The organism is Tateyamaria sp. LSS28 (genome assembly GCF_059611725.1).
The window spans coordinates 22,240-40,928 of record NZ_JCAPFI010000009.1; the positions used below are offsets into that span (position 1 = coordinate 22,240).

Sequence of the window (18,689 nt, forward strand, 5' to 3'; positions counted from 1 at the left end):
GACCCGCATATGAAAGACGACATTCGACTAACCCCCAACCTGTTGTTGCAGGGCTATGCCTCGGGCATTTTTCCCATGGCAGAGTCGCGAGATGACCCGGAAGTGTTCTGGGTTGATCCGCGGATGCGCGGGGTGCTGCCGCTGGATGGGTTTCACATGTCACGCTCGCTGGCTCGTGCGATGCGTCGAAGCGACTGGATATTGCGCCTTGATACCGATTTCGAAGGCGTGGTGGATGGGTGCGCGGACCGGATCGACACGTGGATCAACCCGGAGATCAGAGATCTTTACAAAGCATTGTACAATCGAAATCAGGCCCATTCGATTGAGATCTGGGACGGTTCGCTTTTGGTCGGCGGGGTGTATGGCGTTGTCCTGAAGGGCGCCTTCTTTGGGGAAAGCATGTTTTCGCGTCGCACGAACGCCTCCAAGATGGCCCTCGCCGCCGCAGTCGACCACCTGCGCCGCACAGGGTTTGTGCTGTTCGACACCCAGTTTTTGACAACCCATCTGGCCAGCCTGGGTGCAATCGAAATCACACGCGCCACCTATCATGCCCGCCTTGAACGGGCGCTTGGTGTACATGATGCAGAGTTTAATTCAGCACCCGTTGGCACGCTCTATGACGTTGTGCAGCGCATGACCCAGACGTCGTAGCGTGCATGCTCCATCGCATTTAACGCTGGAGCCGACGCAATCATCCAGCCAGAAAAGACCACTCCATCGCGCCCAGCTTCCGTGATTTGCAAACCGGCATAGGCGTTGCCAGATGGATTACCTGCAGGATACCGGCATTCGGTCAGGGTGATGCTGAGCCGCTCAAATTGAACCGTACGGCCGGCCAGCATCTGAATGTCGACGACCTGACCGCTGAATTTGTCCAGACCGCGCAAGACGGCACCCTGAGCGGCCTCCGTTTCTTCCTGCGCTGCGATCCCGGTGCCGAGCACCACAACCGTCAGCGCCGCAACCTGTGCGGCGCGCCGGATCATTCGCCCTCACCCCCGGAGACGAATTTGAGCAGCAATGAAATCAGGCTCACTGACCCTTGGGTGTCTATGATTTCATCACCGGCTTCGAAGAAAAAGGGTGACCCGCCCGGCATGATTTCAACGAAGTTTCCGCCCAGCAACCCTTCGGAGCTAATGATTATGGCACTGTCATCCGGGATCTGCGTGTCGGCGCGCAGGGATACAACCGTGTCGGCACGATATGTTTCGGGGTTCAGGGCAACATCCGTGACGGTCCCCACCTTAACGCCAGCAAGACGCACATCGGTGCCGACATTCACGCCTTCAAGACTGCGGAAACTGGCGGTTAGTGGATAGGCGGATCCATTGTTGCTGCCAAGACCGGCAACCTGCGCACCATAGACAGCAAACCCAATGGCCGCTGCCAGCACAACACCACCAACCAGAACCTCGGTCGTATTCTCAGCCATTTACTCGGGAGTCCACGCTTCGTAGTCGGAACGGTCAGCAGGCTCAGTACGCCGAATTGAACCTGCCGGGGCATAGGCCAATGCCGTACCTGTCAGGTTCGGTTGATGCGGTTTTTCCCAGTCCTTGCGCTTGAGTGGTTTGTCGGTGGGCGGCTCATCCCATGTGCGGTGCAGCCAGCCGTGCCATTCGGGGTCAACGCGGCTTGCCTCGGCCTCACCATTGTAGATCACCCAGCGACGGCTATCGTCCTGTGTTTTGTAAAAGACGTTGCCCTGACTGTCTTCACCGACTTTCACGCCCTTCCGGGCCGTAAAAAACTGTGTGTTGAGCGTTTGGCCGTTCCACCAAGTCACCGCGCGCAACAGCGTATTGAGAATGCCCATGTTTCGCCTCCGACGTTTGGACGAGTCTATGCCGCAATACCGCACAGAGGTCCAGTGGCACCGGCGCCGCAGGTTTTGGGCACCTAAAATCTCGCTTACATTTGAGTGGGAAACCGCTACTTCAACGTGTATCTGAATGTTAACAGTTCGTAACCAGGGGCATGTTATGCGGGACGACATAAACGCGAGTGAAATACCTTCAGAAATCGCGGCCACATGTTTCGGCGTGAATGTACCTACATCCCCGTTCCTGAATGAGACCCGCATCCGCCGGATGAATGAAGGGCGGTACGAGGGTGAGGAAATCAAGGGAGCATTGGATGTCGTCCAGCCCGGTGATCGTGTGTTGGAGCTGGGTGCAGGTCTGGGCGTCGTGGGGGCGGTTATAGCCAAGAACGCGCAGCCGGATGCGGTTCTTTCCTTTGAGGCAAATCCGAACCTGATCCCACACATCAGGGCGTTGCACCGCATGAACGGGCTCGAGGAGATGATGGAGGTCCGCCACCAGGTTGTCACGGTCGGGGCAGATCAGCCGGATCATGTCACCTTTCATTTGCGGACGTCCTTCCTTGGGTCGTCTCTGATTCAGAATGAGCGCCGCCGCACGACGCCGGTCGAAGTCGAAACGGTTTCATACGACACAATCATCAAGAGCTTTCGTCCAGACGTATTGATCATAGACATCGAAGGGGGAGAGTTGGAGTTGCTGCGGCATGCGAACCTGCGCGGTATTCGTGCCATCGTGCTGGAATTCCACCCCGACGCATATGGCAAAGCCGGCACACGCGAGTGCAAGGCCATCCTTCGGAAGTCGAAGTTCACGAAGAACGAAGAGCTTTCGACACGCTTTGTCTGGACCTGCACCCGGGATGAGGTTTGGTCACACCCCGATGCCAGCTGGCCCGACCCCGCCGGAGGCTGGTCGGAGCGGATGCAGACCTGCGAAAATGCGATAGTCAAACCGAGTGAGACAAGTGGGTTCATCAGCTTGTCCGGCGTGCAGACGGCGCAAGGCCATGATGTTCCGATGGCCGCCCATTGGAGAAATCGAGGTCGCACGACCTTGCCGTTCGGTCCTCTGAACGACACGCCCAAGCCCTTGGCCGGGCGTTGGATCTGGGGGGGTGTGCTGTATCGCAACTTCGCCCATTTCGTGGCTGAATCGCTTGGTCGCTTATGGGCGCTGGATGCCGTTCAGGGCGATATCGACGGGATATTGTTTACACCCAGACGCCCCGACAGTCCGCTTTCACTGAAGTCATTTCAGAGTGATATGTTCGCCGCCATGGGCGTCAACTTCCCGATCAAGGTGCTTGGCAAACCGCGGCGTGTGGAGCAATTAATCGTCCCGGGCCAGGGTTTTGGTCTGGGGGCCATTGTCACGGGTACACCATCGTTTCGACGGTACCACGAAAACAACTTTGCCAAGGACATTGCTCCGGACGGCGGTGAAAAACTCTATATCTCGCGGTCAAAGCTGTCTCTCGAAAAGGGTGGTTTGCTTGGCGAAAAGCAGATTGAAGAGCATCTAAGCGCCCAAGGATACGAGATTTTCCATCCGCAATATCACTCGGTCCGCGACCAGATTGCCCGCTACAAGGCCGCAAAACAGGTGATTGCCTGCGAAGGTTCCGCATTGCATTTGACGGCGTTCTGCGGTGTGACAGACCAACGGGTTGCCGTGATCGCGCGTCGGAAATCCAGCGCAACAGGTATGATCACGCGGCATATTGAAGCTTTCTCGGGCAACAAGGCGTTGGTCATCTCCCACCTGAAGTCCATATGGGAACGTCCTGACACACCGCGCGGACGTTTGGCCATGGGAGAACCGGAGATGGGGCAAATCCAGACAGCTCTCGTCGAGGCCGGCTTTATCACCTCGGGCACGCCGTGGCCCGAGCTTGATCCCGATGACGTTCAAGCCGCTTTGAACAAGCGTTTCAAGAGCGTAGCTTAGCTCTGATTTGGTGCCAACGCGGTGACTTCAATTTCGATCCTGTATTTTGGATCGATCAAACCGCATTCAATCATTGTGGTCGCAGGGGGATGCGCACCAAAGGTGTCTTTCAAGATGGGCCAACATGGTTCGAACTCATGTCGGTCCGGCAGCATGTAAGTCACGCGTACAACGTCTTTCCAATCCGCACCGGCCTCGGTCAAAGCAGTGTGTATTATGTCCAGCGCGTTCTTGCACTGCTCAGTCACGGAGTCACCCGGCCCCACCGTGCCTGCAACATGAATCCATCCGCCGGCAACAACTGCGCGGCAATACCCGATCTTTGGTTCAAACGCACCGCCAGAATGAATACGTGAAATCATCATTGCGCTCCCCTTCAATGGCGCACGCACAAGTGCGCCTTACCGTTTCAGTCGAGTGTCTCCGAACGACGTTCAAAAAAAGGCGGGTTTGAAACCCGCCTTACTCTTTGTCTCGCCATGTAAAAATCAGCTTGCTGAAGCTGGTTCTTTCTCTGCCTCGGCATGGATCATGAGGGGCGCCGCGTCGGACATTGCCGCTTCCTCATTCACAACAACTTCCGTGACGGACTCAAGGCCCGGCAATTCAAACATGGTATCGAGCAAAATGTCTTCAAGGATCGAACGCAGTCCCCGCGCACCTGTCTTGCGTTCGATTGCACGTTTGGCAATCGCGCTCAACGCATCTTCGGTGAAAGTCAGCGTCGTGTCTTCCAGCTCGAACAGCCGCTGGTATTGCTTGACCAGCGCGTTCTTGGGTTGCGTCAGGATAGTGACAAGCGCGTCCTCGTCCAAATCTTCGAGCGTGGCCAGAACAGGCAAACGACCGACGAATTCCGGGATCAGGCCGAATTTCAGCAAGTCTTCGGGTTCAAGATCGGTAAAGATTTCACCCACGCCGCGTTCATCATTGCCGCGCACGTCAGCCCCAAAGCCCATGGCCGAGCCCTTGCCGCGCTGCGCGATGATCTTGTCAAGGCCCGCAAACGCGCCACCGCAGATGAACAGGATGTTCGTGGTATCGACCTGCAGGAACTCCTGCTGCGGGTGTTTGCGCCCACCTTGCGGCGGGACCGAAGCCACGGTGCCTTCCATCAATTTCAGAAGCGCCTGCTGCACACCTTCGCCCGACACGTCGCGGGTGATCGAAGGGTTTTCGGACTTGCGCGTGATTTTGTCGACCTCGTCGATATAGACGATGCCGCGCTGCGCGCGTTCGACGTTATATTCAGATGACTGCAGCAGCTTGAGAATGATGTTCTCGACATCCTCACCCACATATCCAGCCTCGGTCAGCGTGGTTGCGTCTGCCATTGTGAACGGTACGTCCAGAATGCGCGCAAGAGTCTGGGCCAACAAGGTCTTGCCGCAGCCAGTGGGACCGATCAGCAGGATGTTGGATTTCGCCAGTTCGATATCACCGCCCTTCTGAGCGTGATTCAGGCGTTTGTAGTGGTTGTGCACGGCCACCGACAACACGCGCTTGGCCATGGCCTGACCAATCACGTAGTCGTCGAGAACTTCGCAGATGTCCTTGGGCGTGGGTACGCCATCGGTGGACTTCAGACCCGAAGCCTTCGTCTCTTCCCGAATGATATCCATGCAAAGTTCGACACATTCGTCGCAAATGAAAACTGTTGGTCCCGCAATCAGCTTGCGGACCTCATGCTGGCTCTTGCCGCAGAAGCTGCAGTAGAGGGTATTCTTGCTGTCGCCGCCCGAGTTCGTGGCCATGTCGCGTCCTTCCCGGCAGATGCCGCCAATCCAGGTGCCGGAAATCTCCGGCGCGCCCCGCGTTGACCGTCAGCTTAGGACAGGCCCGCGGGGTCCACAATCGTCTTTTTACCTGACCTCGCGGCCAAATCACGCACCCCGTGAGGTGCGCGATCAGTTGATCAATTACTCGTCACCACCAGACTTGGCCCGCTCTTCGACGATCTCGTCGATGTGGCCCCAATCCTTGGCTTCTTCCGGTGTCATCCATGTATCACGGTCCAGCGCCTGCTGCACCGTTTCATAGTCCTGACCGGAATGCTTCACATACATCTGGTACATACGCTCGCGAGTGCGTTCGATGTGGCGGGCCGAGATCAGGATATCAGCCGCCATGCCCTGCGATCCGCCCGATGGCTGGTGCACCATCACTTCCGAATTTGGCAGAGCAAAGCGCATGCCCGGCTCGCCACCGATGGCAATGGCCGACCCCATGGACGCCGCCATGCCACAGATCAGTGTCGATACCTTCGGCTTGATGTATTGCATCGTGTCATAGATCGAAAAACCGGCCGTCACCTCGCCGCCGGGCGAGTTGATGTACATGCTGATTTCCTTGGACGGGTTTTCCGCTTCAAGGTGCAACAGCTGGGCCACGATGAGATGGCTCATGCCGCTGTGGATCGGACCGTTGATGAATACGATCCGCTCCTTCAGGAGGCGCGAAAAGATGTCATAGGCCCGCTCGCCCCGGCTGGTCTGTTCAACCACCATGGGCACCAGGTTGTTGGTGAAATGTGCATATTGGTCGATGGGATCGCGCATAGTATTCTGCCTCGTCAGACTTCCGCGAGACCATACCCGCAGAGAAGTTACCCGAGTCTTAGTATCGGCGTTCGGGGGCTGCAAGGGCACGCGGACGCTTGAAGCTGTCGCACTGCCGCCTAGCTGGGCTTGCATGACCGAGGCTCTGACACGATTCCCCCCGACACGCACCGCGGCACTTGAGCGCTTGAACAGGTTCCTGCCCCACGCAGGACGTGATTATGCAGCGCGCCGAAACTATGATCTGGGCCGCAATGGGCACGACGCTGTGTCGACCCTGTCGCCCTACATCCGTGCGCGCCTTGTGACCGAGGCGGACGTGTTGGAAGCGACACTGGCCCGCCACAGCGCAAAATCCGCGGAAAAGTTCATTCAGGAAGTGTACTGGCGCAGCTATTGGAAAGGGTGGCTGGAGCTGCGGCCCGCCGTTTGGACACAGTACAAGACGGCTCTCAAAGGGGCGCTCGACAACGTGCAGACGCAGGCCGGCTTACGCGACAGGTGGGAAGCCGCATGCAAAGGTGAAACGGACATCGATTGCTTCAATACCTGGGCACAAGAGCTTGCTGAAACAGGATATCTGCACAATCACGCACGGATGTGGTTCGCATCCATCTGGATATTCACCCTGCGTTTGCCATGGGAATTGGGTGCCGACTTCTTTCTCCGGCATCTGCTTGATGGTGATCCGGCGGCCAACACGCTCAGCTGGCGGTGGGTGGCGGGTATCCAGACGCCCGGCAAGACATATCTGGCCCGCACCTCGAACATCTCAAAATATACCGAAGGTCGTTTTGCCCCGAAATGGCAATTGGCTGGCGAAGCACCTGCCCTCTCCGGACCACCCAAACCTGACATCATGCCCCTGTCTGATGACGATCTACCAACCTCGACAGCACGAACCGGCCTGATCCTCCATGACGACGATCTGAGCCCGGGCTTTATTCTGGATGCTGGCATCGCGCCGGTTGCGACAGCTGTCATTTCCACGCGGTCCGGCCTGTCCCCATTGTCGGTAGCGGATCATGTCACCGCGTTTGCGCACAGTGCTGCACAAGATACTGCAAATCGTTTTGACGCGCGTCTTGGTGCTGTTTCGCACCCCGCGCCTACGGCGGTTGCGCTCGCTTCTTGGGCAAAGGACGCTGGTTTGGATCAGATCGTGACGGCATACGCGCCGGTAGGACCGACTGCAGATATTCTGTCCCGATTGACTGCGACGGAGGACACGCCGCCCCTACGCACGGTGCGGCGCGCATATGATAGTTCTGCCTGGCCTCATGCGATCCACGGGTTCTTTCGATTCAAGGACAAGATCCCCCAATTGCTGGGGGATCTTCGAGGGGTGCGAGCGGCAGAATGATCTATTTCAGGCAGGCTGCCAGTGACGTCGCCATGTTGCGGATCAGGGTTGCATAAAGGTCGGGACCAGGTTCAACCGACACACCGATGGGGTCGATCTCGCCCACGCGCACATCGCCCAGCGCGTTGATGATGCCCGGATTGAATTGTGGCTCAGTCAACGCGCAGACAGCGTCGAGCGCCTTGATCTCTTCGCCCAGCTCGGCAAGGCGCCGGGGGCTTGGGTCCTCGGCATCCGAAGCAGAAACCGCCCCAACTGCAGCGACCCCAAAGCGCGCTTCAAAGTACTGATAGGCGTCGTGGAACACGATGAACGGTTTGTCAGAAACAGGTTGCAACTCTTGTTCAAGTTCTGCGGTCAGCGCTTTGATTTCGCTTCCGAAAGCTGCGGCGTTATTTGCGTAAGCCTGCGCATTGTCGGGGTCGAGATGCCCAAGCTCTTCGGCAATCGCGGCCGCCCAGATCACTGCGTTTTGCGGATCGAGCCAAGCATGCGGGTCCACACCGTCAGCATGTGCATGGCCGTGACCATCATGGCCTGCTTCGTCATGCGATGCCTCTTCATGATCATCGTGCTTGTGTTCATCGTGCGCATGCTCATCTTCATGCGCGTGGTCGTCGTGGGCATGTTCATCGTGATCTGCGTGCTCATCGTGATCTGCGTGCTCATCGTGGCTGGCGTGCTCATCACCATGATCGTCGTGATTATCATCGTCGTGATCTTCATGATCATGATCATCATGCTCTTCTTCACCATGCCCGTGATCATGCGCAGCGAAGGTCGCACCTTCCCGCAATTCCATGAGCCGGGTTGCAGGCAGTTTCAGCAGTTCGATCTTTTCAGCCCCCTCACCAAGGCTGTCCAACGGCCCTTCCAACCAAGGCGTAAGGCCATGCCCAACCCACACAATCAATTCCGCTTCATCCAGCGCACGCGCCTCAGAGGGTCGCAGGCTGTGGTCGTGCGGCGAGGCCCCAGTGGGCACGATCAGATCAGGCGTGCCAACTCCGTCCATGACAGCCGCTACGATGCTGTGCACGGGTGCAATGTCCACCGCCACGCGGGGCGCATCGGCCAGTGCTGTTGTGCCAAGCAGAACGGCCAAAGTTGTCGGAAGAAGAGTGCGCATCATTGTCCCTAGGTTGATATGTTATAACATTCAATCAGGGTTGCTATACGTCATGGTATAACATATCAACCCCCAAATCTGACGGCGCAGCCCCGAGGCCCCATGCCCACCCTTGGTTTTCACAAACACGACCATGCAAGTTGCATCAGCTCGACCCTTGAACGGGCCGAGGCGCATTGTGTTGCCCACAATCTCAAGTTCACGCCTGTCCGAAAGCGCACATTGGAAATCCTGCTGGCCGAACACCGGGCACTCGGCGCCTATGACTTACTGGCTATGCTGTCGAAAGAAGGGTTGGGAACGGCGCCCCCCGTCGCCTATCGCGCATTGGACTTTCTGACCGGCGCCGGTTTTGCCCACAAGATCGAAGGGCTGAACGCCTATATCGCCTGCGCGCATCTGGGCGAGGATCACGCACCCGCGTTTCTCGTCTGTACCCGCTGCAAGACCGTGGCCGAGGCCGATACCGCCGCCGACAAGGGCCGTCTGGGACAGGCTGCCGCCGCAACCGGGTTCCAGATTGAAAAGACAGTGATCGAGGCCATGGGCATCTGCCCCGCCTGTGTGGAGGACGCCCCATGCGCCTGATGACCGCCGATGGGCTGACCCTGGGGCATGGCACCACGCCAGTGCTCCGCGATGTCGATTTTCACATCGACCGGGGAGAGATCGTCACATTGGTCGGCCCCAACGGATCGGGCAAATCCACACTGGTCAAAGGGCTGATCGGTGCGATCCGCCCCATCAAAGGCCGAGTGGATCAGGTCCGCGGCCTGCGCGTCGGCTACGTGCCGCAGAGCCTTCAAATGGACGGGTTTCTTCCGCTGACCGTCTCGCGTTTCCTATGCCTGCCACACAGACATTCGGACGACGCCATGGCGCGCGCCTTGCAAGAGGCGGGCGTGCCCGATCTGGCCAAACGTCAGATGCGCGACCTGTCCGGCGGGCAGTTCCAGCGTGTTTTGCTGGCACGGGCCCTTCTAATGGAACCTGACATATTAATCCTGGATGAGGCCACCCAAGGCCTCGATCAACCCGGGGCCGCTGCATTTTATCGCCAGATCGCAGATGTGCGTGACCAGTTAGGTTGCGCAGTGCTGATGGTCAGCCACGATCTGCACGTGGTCATGGCCGCTTCCGACCGGGTACTTTGCCTGAACGGCCACGTGTGCTGTCAGGGCACGCCGGACGTTGTGCAGGACGCACCGGAGTATCGCGCCCTGTTCGGAACCGGGACGCAAGGGGCCTTTGCCCTTTATCGTCACCAGCACGATCACCACCATCATCATCACGACCAAGACCACGGGCACGACCACGAAGATGCTTGACGATTTCCTTGTGCGCGCGGGTCTTGCCGGTGTGGGCACGGCCCTCGCCGCCGCCCCTCTTGGTTGCTTTGTCGTGTGGCGCCGCATGGCATATTTCGGCGATGCAACGGCCCATGCTGCCCTGTTGGGTGTCGCATTGTCCCTCGCCTTCCAGGGGCCGATCATGATCGGCGTGCTGGCAACGGCCCTCATCATGGCGACGCTGGTGCAATCCCTGTCGGGCCGCGGATTGGCCGAAGACACGCTGCTGGGCGTGATGGCACATGCAGCGCTGGCGGTCGGCCTCGTCGCCGTATCCCTGTTGTCGGGCGTACGGGTGGACCTGATGAGCTACCTGTTCGGCGACATCCTTGCCGTGTCGAAGACCGACCTGGCTCTAATCTGGACCGGCGCCGCCGCCGTGGTCGGCCTGATCCTGTGGCGCTGGCAAAAACTGCTCACAGCCACGCTGAATCCAGATCTCGCACAAGCCAGCGGAATCTCGGCCAAGACCGAACAACTGGTCCTGACGGTTGCCCTTGCCGTGACCGTCGCAGTGGCAATCAAGGTGGTCGGAGCGCTTCTGATCGGCGCCCTTCTGGTCATTCCTCCCGCCGTAGCACGCCCTCTCGCGCGCACGCCCGAGGTTATGGCACTGCTGACAGCGGGTATCGGCAGCTTGTCGGCGCTTGGTGGTTTGGGCGCGGCCTACCAGTTCGATACCCCGACCGGACCAACAATCGTCTGCGTCGCAGCCGGGCTGTTCATCATCACGACCTTGTTTGGCGCACGCACCCTTCGGTGACGCAACGATCAAACACCCAGATAGGTGTTTGCAACGTCGCCGGACACGTCGGCCATCGCCCCGTGCCAGACCGAGCGGCCACGTTCTAGGATCACAGCATGATCCGCAATCCGGCCCAATTCGGCCAGCGACTTGTCCACCACCAGCAGCGAAAGCCCGGCGTCCAGGCGCACGGCATCCAGCGCCGCCCAGATCTCTTGACGCACAACCGGGGCCAGCCCTTCGGTCGCTTCGTCCAGAAGCATCAGGCGCGGATTGGTCATCAGCGCGCGACCGATGGCCAGCATCTGCTGCTCTCCACCCGACAAATGCCCCGCTATTTGGCCTGACCGTTCCGCCAACCGGGGAAACAGACCCGTCACCTTGCGCAGATCCCATGCCCCCGGACGGGCCGCAGCGATCAGGTTCTCACGGACCGTCAGTCGGGCAAACACGCGCCGCCCTTCAGGCACCAGCCCCAACCCGGCACGCGCGGCCAAATGCGATGGAATGCGGGCCATGTCCCGCCCATCAAATTGCACGGAACCTCGTGATTGCTTCATCATCCGACAGATCACCCGGATCGTCGTGGACTTGCCCATGCCGTTGCGGCCCATGAGAGCCAGCACCTCGCCCTCCTCCACGGCCAGATCAACGCCAAACAGCGCTTGCGCCGCGCCATAGGCCGCTTCGATCCCCTCCAGACGCAACAGGCTCATGGCACGTGTTCCTCGCCCAGATAGGCGGTGCGCACGTCCGCGTTGCTGCGGATGTCAGCCGGTGTTCCGGTTGCGATCACCTTGCCGGACACCAACACCGAAATACGATCCGCGAGAGCAAAGACCGCGTCCATGTCGTGCTCAACCAGCAGAATGGGCGCTTCACTGCGCAAACCATCCAGGAACCCCGTCATGCGTGCGGATCCCTCCGACCCCAGCCCCGCCATCGGTTCATCCATCAGGAACACCCTGGGGCGCAGCGTCAGCGCGACAGCCACTTCAAGCAGGCGGCGCTGCCCGTGGCTCAACTCCCCCACGCGCATGTGTGCCACGTCGGACAGGCCAACACGCTCCAGCGCTGCCTCGGCCTGCGCGCGCGCATTGCCATCCCGCATCACCGACCGCACAAAGCGCCAGACGCTGCGCGACGCTCCAACGGCACCCAGAACAGTGTTCTGCAACACCGTGTTCTCCATGGCGAGCGCACTGATCTGAAAGGTGCGACCAAGACCCGCGCGGGCGCGCTCTGCCGTGCCAAGGACGGTCATGTCACGCCCATCAAACAGGATGCGGCCCGCGTCAGGGACAAGGCCACCAGCAACCTGCTGGATCAAGGTGGACTTGCCTGCGCCATTTGGCCCGATCAGCGCGTGAATCTCTCCCGGCAAAAGGGTCAACGATACATCATCCGTCGCACGCAGCGCGCCAAAGGATTTGGACACCGCCTGAATATCCAGAAGTGGATCAGCCATGCAGCCCCCCTCGCCCAGCCAAGGCGCCAATGACGCCGCCCCGTGCAAAGAGCACCACAAATAACAGGATCGCGCCAAGATAGATCAACCAGAACTCACTGACACCGCTCAGCAGATGCTCCAGCAGCACAAACAGGCATGCCCCCACCACCGGCCCAAACAGGCGGCCAATACCTCCCAGCACAATGAAGACAATGAACTCGCCCGACATCTGCCAGCTGAACATGGTTGGCGACACAAAACGGTTGAGGTCTGCAAACAGCGCCCCTGCGAGGCCCGTGACGGCACCCGAGATGACAAAGGCCACAAGGCGCAGGTGGAACGGGCTGAGGCCCACGGTCTCAACCCGCGCCGCATTCTGCCGCGCGGTGCCAAGTGCCAGACCAAAAGGGGACCGTTCGATGCGCCCCATGATGAACAGCACAACGGCCAGAACCGCGAACACGAGGCCAAAGAACTGGATGGGATCAAGCGTATTGAGACCGGGAAAGCTGTTGCGCACATAGATGCTCAACCCGTCCTCGCCCCCATAAGCGGGCCATGAAATAGTGAAGTAGTAAAACATCTGCCCGAAGGCGAGCGTGATCATGATAAAGTAAACACCCGCCGTGCGCAGCGCCAGCAAACCAATCAGCAACGCCGCCAACGCACTGACAAAAACAGCCGTCAGCCAGATCACCGGCATGGACTTGGTGCCCTCAATCACGAACAATCCAAGGTCCAGCGGCGCATAGCTTTGCGCGTGGCTCGCCAGAATGCCCATGGCATAGCCGCCCAGCCCGAAGAACACCGCGTGTCCAAGGCTCACCAGCCCGCCCAGACCAAGGGCAAGGTTCAGACCCACAGCCGCAAGGGCAAGGATCGCCGCACGCGTCGCAAGCGTGATCGTAAACGGCTCGTCCAACACAAGCGCAATGACAGCGACCGCAGGCAGCGCCAGAAAGACAAGGGTGTTCAGAACCGCCTCGCGCTGCATCATGCCGTCCCGTACAGGCCAGTTGGGCGAAAGATCAGAACCAACGCCATCAGGATGTAAATCGACATCGACGCCAACGCCGACCCGACAGAGGTTGCAGCGGACGCGTTCATCACGCCACTCAGTGCAAGGGGCAACAGAACGCCGCCCAACGTATCGGTCAAACCGACCAGAAGCGCGCCAACCAATGCGCCCTTGATCGACCCGATGCCACCAATGACGATCACGACAAAGGCAAGGATCAGGACAGGCTCCCCCATGCCGACCTGTACCGATTGAATCGCTCCAACCAAGGCTCCGGCCAGCCCAGCCAGCGCCGCGCCCAAAGCGAAGATCAACGTGTAAAGCTTTGAAATATCGACACCAAGGGCCGCGATCATCTCACGATCACTCTCACCCGCGCGGATTTGGATGCCGATGCGGGTCCGTGCGATCAACAGGAATAACCCTACCGCAATCGCCAGTCCGACACCGATGATCAGCAATCGGTATGCGGGGTATTGAATCCCGCCGGGCAATGTAACCGGCCCCGCCAGTGCCGCAGGTACGTCCAGATAGAGCGGAAAGGACCCAAACGCCCAACGTGTCCCTTCGGACAAGATCAGGATCAGCGCAAAGGTGGCCAATACCTGATCCAGATGATCGCGATCATAGAGGCGGCGGATCACTCCGATTTCAATGATCGCCCCCGCCGCAGCAGCTGCAATCAGGCTTGCGCCCAAGGCCAGCACAAAGGACCCGGTGGCCCCAGCAACCGCAGCCGCCGCAAAGGCCCCGATCATGTACAGCGAGCCGTGCGCCAGATTGATCAGTCCCATGACGCCAAAAATCAGAGTCAAACCAGCCGCCATCAGGAACAGCATGATCCCCGATTGCAGCCCGTTCAGCACCTGCTCGATCAACAGAAGCGTCGTCATTCGCCCCGTCTTGCGAGATCACCTTTGCCTCGCAAGCCTCTCATTTTTATGGAAGGTATGGCCTCGGGTATAACCGAGGCCAATCAGATCAAAGCTTGCAATCCACCGCATAAGGATCGCTGTGATCCGTCGCAGCCGTGCCGACGATCCGGTTGGTGACCAGATCACCTTCCTTGATCACTTCGCGCATGTAGATGTCCTGTACGGGGTGGTTGTTTGCCCCGAACGAGAATTTGCCGCGCACAGACTGAAAATCCGCCTCTTTCAACGAAGCACGGAAGGCATCGGCATCATCCACATCTGCCTTGGCCGCAGCCGAGGCCAGCAACAGACCGGTATCAAAGCCCTGCGCCGCGTAGATCGACGGCAGACGGCCATACTCTGCCTCGAATGCCGCAACAAACTCGGCGTTGCCGGGGACATCCAGATCCTTGGACCAGTGCGCCGTGTTCTTGGCCCCCACGGCGGCATCGCCAATGGCGCCCAGAATGCCCTGATCAAAGCTGAAGGCAGGGCCGGACACGGGCTTGTCCACGCCCGATCCCGCATACTGCTTCATGAACGAAATCCCCATGCCTCCCGGCAGGAAGAAATAGATCTGGTCGGCATCGCTCGCCCGCATCTGCGCAATCTCGGCGGCATAGTCGGTCTGACCCAGCTTGGTATAGACCTCGGCCGCAATCTCGCCTTGGAAGGTGCGCTTGAAACCGGCCATGATGTCCTGCCCCGCAGGATAATTCGGGGCCATCAGGAACACTTTGCCTGCCTCACCACTCAGCGCCGTGCCCGCGGCTTCGGAGAACGCGTCGTTCTGCCAGCTGACATTGAAATAGTTCTGGTGGCATCCCTTGCCCGCCAATGCGGACGGGCCAGCGTTGGGCGACAGGTAGAACTTGCCCTGCGCCGTCGCGGCAGGCACCACCGCCATGGCCAGGTTCGACCAGATGATCCCGGTCATCACGTCGACCTTTTCGGACTGGATCATCTTGTCAGCCAGTTGCACCGCAATGTCCGGTTTGCGTTGGTCATCCTCGATCACCAGCTCGATGTCGTCATTGCCCTTCACTGCCAGCAGGAACCCGTCGCGTACGTCGATGCCAAGGCCCGCGCCACCGCCCGAAAGCGTTGTGATCATGCCAACCTTCACCCCATCGGCTTGCGCGCCCGCACCCAGGGCCGCGACGCAGGTCGCAGCCAGAAGCTGTTTGAATGTCATTGAAATCTCTCCCTTGTTTGCCGGGCTCTGACGGCCCGTCTTTCGCAACTATCAGGCGCTTATACGCACCCGTTCTGTCAAGCCCTAGGTCACCCTTTGGCGGGTCATAAAGGTCGGATCGTCCCACAACCGGTCTCTCATGACGGTTTCGATGTGGTCCACAGCCGCCAAAACATCTGCCTCATCCAGATACAGCGGAGTGAAGCCGAACCGCATGATGTCCGGCGCGCGGAAATCCCCGATCACGCCCCGCGCAATCAGTGCCTGCATCGCCGCATAGCCATTCTCGAAGCCGAACGATACCTGGCTGCCGCGCTGCGCTGCATCGCGCGGGCTGGCAAGAGTCAGCTCGGGCACGCGCGCCTCAACCTCGCGAATGAACACCTCCTGCAAAGCCACTGATGCGACGCGTAAATCCTGCATGTCGATGCCTTCCCACACCTCCAGGGCCGCCTCCAACGCGGTCAATTGGATCACCGGCGGTGTGCCGACCCGCATCCGCTCGATACCCGGCGCCGGGCGATAATCGAGGTCGAAAGCAAAGGGCGCGTCATGCCCCAGCCACCCGGCCAGCGCCGGATCAACGCTGTCAGCCAAGTCAGGCCGCACATAGATAAATGCAGGCGCGCCCGGCCCACCGTTCAGATACTTGTAGGTACAGCCCACCGCGAATTCGCAAGCACAGGCAGCCAGATCAACGGGCAGCGCACCCGCGCTGTGCGCCAGATCCCAGATCATCACGGCCCCCGAACTGTGCGCCAGTTCGGTAATGGCCCCCATGTCATGTACCCGACCTGTACGATAATCGACGTGTGTCAGCATCACCGCCGCAATAGTGTCGTCAATAGCTTCCGCAACCGCCTCGGGCTCGACCACGCGCAGCTCGTACCCACCATCCAGCATCTGGATCAGGCCTTGCGCCATGTAAAGATCGGTAGGGAAGTTACCGGAATCACTCAGAATAACCTTGCGATCCGGCCGCATCTTAAGAGCGGCAGCCAGTGCCTGATAAACCTTGATCGACAGCGTATCGCCCATCACGACCGAGCCTGCGGGCGCACCGATCAACCGACCCACCATATCTCCGACCCGGCTCGGTTGTGCCATCCAACCGGCACTGTTCCACCCCTTGATCAGCTGCGCGCCCCATTCATCCTGCATCATCTCGGCCACGCGCGCCTTGGCATTCCGCGGCAGCGGGCCAAGAGAGTTGCCATCAAGATAGATGACACCCTCAGGCAGATCGAAAAACTCTTTTCTCAGAACCATCTACAGGGCCCCTCTCACATTCCAAAGCTCAGGAAACAGAACAACGTCCAGCATCTTGCGCAAATAGCTGACCCCGGCGGTTCCGCCAGTGCCCCGCTTGAAACCGATAATGCGCTCGACCGTGGTGACATGGTTGAATCGCCAGCGACGGAAATAGTCCTCAAGATCCACCAGCTTCTCAGCAAGTTCATAAAGCTCCCAATGGGTTGCTGGATCTTCATAAACTTTTCGCCACAAATCCTGCACGAGATCGCTCGCAGCCCACGGCCCGGTGTGCGCCTCCCCCGCCAGATCGGTCGCGTCAAAATGACTGCCCAATCGGGCCAATGCCACCTGATACAGGCTCGGGCGCGCCAACTCCGCGGACAAGATGGCGAACGCCTCGGGCCGATGTTCATGCACCTTGGACACGGCAAGCTGCCGGTTGCCTAACACGTACTCGATCAACCGATACTGATGCGACTGAAAGCCCGATGAATTGCCAAGGCTGGGTCGAAAAGTCGTGTATTCACTGGGAGTCATGGTGCGCAGCACGTCCCACGCCCCATTGAGTTGCTCAAATATGCGCGCCACCCGCGTCAGCATCTTGAAGGCCGGGGCCAGTTCACCGCCCGCAATTGCGTCCCGGGCCGAGTTCAACTCATGGATGGCCAACCGCATCCACAGCTCGGATGTCTGGTGCTGGATGATGAACAGCATCTCGTCATGGGCGTCCGAACGCGGATGCTGGGCAGTCAGCAGCGCATCCAGCTCAAGATAATCGCCGTAAGACATGTCGCCTTTGAAATCGAGCTTGGCACCATGGTGTTCGTCATTGCCGGTCATTGCGTGTCTCCCCCGCACGATAATGTTCAGGCACGCGGCGATGTCCATAGCAGCACATGACGGAAAGCCCCGAACGCGACCGATGTGATGCAACCGGTTTTCAACATCCGGCCCCATCAGCAGCCACGCCGTTGAAGTCCAACCACCCAGTATTCACAGCCCAAAGGCACTCGCGCTGATAAAGCCCGCCCTATTTGACATGGGACAAGTCAACGTGGCGTCGAGTGGCCTAGTATCTCCAACGAGAGGTAAAGCCATGACCATTTTGATCGCATTTGGAACTGTCGAAGGACAAACGCGCAAAATCGCGCAATTTGTGGACGAACGGCTTCGCAAAGCCGGACAGGAAACGGTCCTGTTTGATACGGACGAAAGGACCGAAGGGTTGGCGTTTGATGGCGTCGACAAGGTCATACTTGCGGCATCAGTCCATGAGAGACGCCATCCAAAGCCGTTTGAGATCTTCGTCGCGAGCAGTCGCCAGGATCTGGCCAAACGACCAACACTGCTTTTGTCTATTAGCTTGAAAGCCGCATTCCCGGACGGTCGGGAAGAAGCGCAGGACTACGTGGATGAAATGAAGCTTCGCACCGGTCTCACCACCACCCGTGAACTTTTGGTGGCCGGAGCCATTCGCTCGGACAGCTACGACTTTTACGCGTCGCAGGTCTTGCACCACGTTGTTTTGTCGGATCAGACGTTCGATCCCTCGGCACGTGATTACGAGTTCACGGACTGGGACGAACTCGGTTCATGCGTTGCCGACTTTTTGTTGAACGATGCAGCCGGCCTACACGACGAAACCGCAACCTAGTCCGCAGCAGTCCAAAACAACACTTTTCAAGGCTTGTGGCTGCCTTGGCTTCAAACGGGTCATTGGTGCCCATCGCGCCACAGGCCCTCTCGGTCAGTCACTGACGCAAGCGGCAAACGCGTCTGAACTCTTGCAGTGGGACCAGTGGCGGAGGCTGTGGGATTCGAACCCACGGGACGCTCTCACGCCCAACGGTTTTCAAGACCGCCGCATTCGACCACTCTGCCAAACCTCCGGTGGACCCGCTTTATGCGGGCACACGTGATTCGGCAAACCCC

At 59.2% G+C, this 18,689-nt stretch carries 21 protein-coding genes and 1 tRNA gene; 7 read left to right on the forward strand and 15 right to left on the reverse strand.

Annotated elements, in window-relative coordinates; translation table 11 throughout:
* Positions 1 to 21 precede the first annotated feature (21 nt).
* Positions 22 to 657, forward strand: a complete 636-nt coding sequence (aat, locus tag AC53L6_RS21960) for a leucyl/phenylalanyl-tRNA--protein transferase (protein ID WP_496909436.1) — start codon at positions 22 to 24, stop codon at positions 655 to 657.
* Here aat and AC53L6_RS21965 read toward each other — a convergent pair.
* The 3 genes from AC53L6_RS21965 to AC53L6_RS21975 are packed head-to-tail and all read right to left on the reverse strand — an operon-like array spanning position 621 to position 1,825.
* Complete coding sequence (locus AC53L6_RS21965; RefSeq protein ID WP_496909380.1) at positions 621 to 992, reverse strand: DUF2155 domain-containing protein; 372 nt, start codon at positions 990 to 992, stop codon at positions 621 to 623. The two genes, aat and AC53L6_RS21965, sit on opposite strands and share 37 nt — an antisense overlap.
* Positions 989 to 1,441 (reverse strand): outer membrane lipid asymmetry maintenance protein MlaD, encoded by a 453-nt coding sequence (mlaD, locus tag AC53L6_RS21970; protein WP_496909381.1) that lies wholly within the window; start codon positions 1,439 to 1,441, stop codon positions 989 to 991. Before mlaD ends, AC53L6_RS21965 begins: the two co-directional genes overlap by 4 nt.
* Positions 1,442 to 1,825 carry an NADH:ubiquinone oxidoreductase subunit NDUFA12 gene (locus AC53L6_RS21975; RefSeq protein WP_496909382.1) on the reverse strand — a complete coding sequence of 128 codons (384 nt, stop codon included), beginning with the start codon at positions 1,823 to 1,825 and terminating at the stop codon, positions 1,442 to 1,444.
* A 166-nt stretch (positions 1,826 to 1,991) separates the two neighbouring features.
* Here AC53L6_RS21975 and AC53L6_RS21980 point away from each other — a divergent pair, with 166 nt between their 5' ends.
* Positions 1,992 to 3,782 (forward strand): FkbM family methyltransferase, encoded by a 1,791-nt coding sequence (locus AC53L6_RS21980; RefSeq protein WP_496909383.1) that lies wholly within the window; start codon positions 1,992 to 1,994, stop codon positions 3,780 to 3,782.
* Here the strand turns inward: AC53L6_RS21980 and AC53L6_RS21985 are convergent.
* The 3 genes from AC53L6_RS21985 to AC53L6_RS21995 form a co-directional block, all read right to left on the reverse strand.
* Positions 3,779 to 4,144, reverse strand: coding sequence for a RidA family protein (locus tag AC53L6_RS21985; protein ID WP_299750501.1), 366 nt, complete (start codon positions 4,142 to 4,144; stop codon positions 3,779 to 3,781). The two genes, AC53L6_RS21980 and AC53L6_RS21985, sit on opposite strands and share 4 nt — an antisense overlap.
* Before the next feature lie 126 nt (positions 4,145 to 4,270).
* Positions 4,271 to 5,536 carry an ATP-dependent Clp protease ATP-binding subunit ClpX gene (clpX, locus tag AC53L6_RS21990; protein WP_299209328.1) on the reverse strand — a complete coding sequence of 422 codons (1,266 nt, stop codon included), beginning with the start codon at positions 5,534 to 5,536 and terminating at the stop codon, positions 4,271 to 4,273.
* Between the two features lie 165 nt (positions 5,537 to 5,701).
* Positions 5,702 to 6,340 carry an ATP-dependent Clp protease proteolytic subunit gene (locus tag AC53L6_RS21995; RefSeq protein ID WP_496909384.1) on the reverse strand — a complete coding sequence of 213 codons (639 nt, stop codon included), beginning with the start codon at positions 6,338 to 6,340 and terminating at the stop codon, positions 5,702 to 5,704.
* Between the two features lie 133 nt (positions 6,341 to 6,473).
* Here AC53L6_RS21995 and AC53L6_RS22000 point away from each other — a divergent pair, with 133 nt between their 5' ends.
* Positions 6,474 to 7,703, forward strand: a complete 1,230-nt coding sequence (locus AC53L6_RS22000; RefSeq protein ID WP_496909385.1) for an FAD-binding domain-containing protein — start codon at positions 6,474 to 6,476, stop codon at positions 7,701 to 7,703.
* A gap of 1 nt (position 7,704) precedes the next feature.
* Here AC53L6_RS22000 and AC53L6_RS22005 read toward each other — a convergent pair whose 3' ends face one another.
* Positions 7,705 to 8,832, reverse strand: coding sequence for a zinc ABC transporter substrate-binding protein (locus tag AC53L6_RS22005; RefSeq protein ID WP_496909386.1), 1,128 nt, complete (start codon positions 8,830 to 8,832; stop codon positions 7,705 to 7,707).
* A gap of 102 nt (positions 8,833 to 8,934) precedes the next feature.
* Here AC53L6_RS22005 and AC53L6_RS22010 point away from each other — a divergent pair, with 102 nt between their 5' ends.
* The 3 genes from AC53L6_RS22010 to AC53L6_RS22020 are packed head-to-tail and all read left to right on the forward strand — an operon-like array spanning position 8,935 to position 10,944.
* The gene (locus AC53L6_RS22010; RefSeq protein ID WP_299771982.1) at positions 8,935 to 9,420 is read left to right on the forward strand and encodes a transcriptional repressor; all 486 of its coding nucleotides are present in this window, start codon (positions 8,935 to 8,937) and stop codon (positions 9,418 to 9,420) included.
* A complete protein-coding gene (locus AC53L6_RS22015; RefSeq protein WP_299209343.1) occupies positions 9,411 to 10,160 on the forward strand; it encodes a metal ABC transporter ATP-binding protein in 750 nt (249 codons plus the stop codon). The genes AC53L6_RS22010 and AC53L6_RS22015 overlap by 10 nt, the downstream gene beginning before the upstream one ends.
* A complete protein-coding gene (locus tag AC53L6_RS22020) occupies positions 10,153 to 10,944 on the forward strand; it encodes a metal ABC transporter permease (RefSeq protein ID WP_496909437.1) in 792 nt (263 codons plus the stop codon). The genes AC53L6_RS22015 and AC53L6_RS22020 overlap by 8 nt, the downstream gene beginning before the upstream one ends.
* A gap of 8 nt (positions 10,945 to 10,952) precedes the next feature.
* Here AC53L6_RS22020 and AC53L6_RS22025 read toward each other — a convergent pair whose 3' ends face one another.
* The 7 genes from AC53L6_RS22025 to AC53L6_RS22055 form a co-directional block, all read right to left on the reverse strand.
* Entirely contained in the window at positions 10,953 to 11,642 is a 690-nt protein-coding gene (locus AC53L6_RS22025; protein WP_496909387.1) for an ABC transporter ATP-binding protein, read from the reverse strand.
* Positions 11,639 to 12,394 carry an ABC transporter ATP-binding protein gene (locus AC53L6_RS22030; RefSeq protein ID WP_496909388.1) on the reverse strand — a complete coding sequence of 252 codons (756 nt, stop codon included), beginning with the start codon at positions 12,392 to 12,394 and terminating at the stop codon, positions 11,639 to 11,641. Before AC53L6_RS22030 ends, AC53L6_RS22025 begins: the two co-directional genes overlap by 4 nt.
* Positions 12,387 to 13,370, reverse strand: coding sequence for a branched-chain amino acid ABC transporter permease (locus AC53L6_RS22035; protein ID WP_496909438.1), 984 nt, complete (start codon positions 13,368 to 13,370; stop codon positions 12,387 to 12,389). The genes AC53L6_RS22030 and AC53L6_RS22035 overlap by 8 nt, the downstream gene beginning before the upstream one ends.
* Complete coding sequence (locus AC53L6_RS22040) at positions 13,370 to 14,287, reverse strand: branched-chain amino acid ABC transporter permease (protein ID WP_496909389.1); 918 nt, start codon at positions 14,285 to 14,287, stop codon at positions 13,370 to 13,372. Before AC53L6_RS22040 ends, AC53L6_RS22035 begins: the two co-directional genes overlap by 1 nt.
* Before the next feature lie 88 nt (positions 14,288 to 14,375).
* Complete coding sequence (locus tag AC53L6_RS22045) at positions 14,376 to 15,503, reverse strand: ABC transporter substrate-binding protein (protein WP_496909390.1); 1,128 nt, start codon at positions 15,501 to 15,503, stop codon at positions 14,376 to 14,378.
* An 84-nt stretch (positions 15,504 to 15,587) separates the two neighbouring features.
* The gene (kynU, locus tag AC53L6_RS22050) at positions 15,588 to 16,772 is read right to left on the reverse strand and encodes a kynureninase (protein ID WP_496909391.1); all 1,185 of its coding nucleotides are present in this window, start codon (positions 16,770 to 16,772) and stop codon (positions 15,588 to 15,590) included.
* Positions 16,773 to 17,597 carry a tryptophan 2,3-dioxygenase gene (locus tag AC53L6_RS22055; protein WP_496909392.1) on the reverse strand — a complete coding sequence of 275 codons (825 nt, stop codon included), beginning with the start codon at positions 17,595 to 17,597 and terminating at the stop codon, positions 16,773 to 16,775. It lies immediately after the preceding gene.
* A gap of 199 nt (positions 17,598 to 17,796) precedes the next feature.
* Here AC53L6_RS22055 and AC53L6_RS22060 point away from each other — a divergent pair, with 199 nt between their 5' ends.
* Positions 17,797 to 18,411 (forward strand): flavodoxin domain-containing protein, encoded by a 615-nt coding sequence (locus AC53L6_RS22060; protein ID WP_496909393.1) that lies wholly within the window; start codon positions 17,797 to 17,799, stop codon positions 18,409 to 18,411.
* 145 nt (positions 18,412 to 18,556) lie between these two features.
* On the opposite strand, the gene AC53L6_RS22065 is transcribed toward AC53L6_RS22060, so the two are convergent.
* A tRNA-Ser gene (locus AC53L6_RS22065) sits at positions 18,557 to 18,646 on the reverse strand.
* Between the last annotated feature and the right edge of the window lie 43 nt (positions 18,647 to 18,689).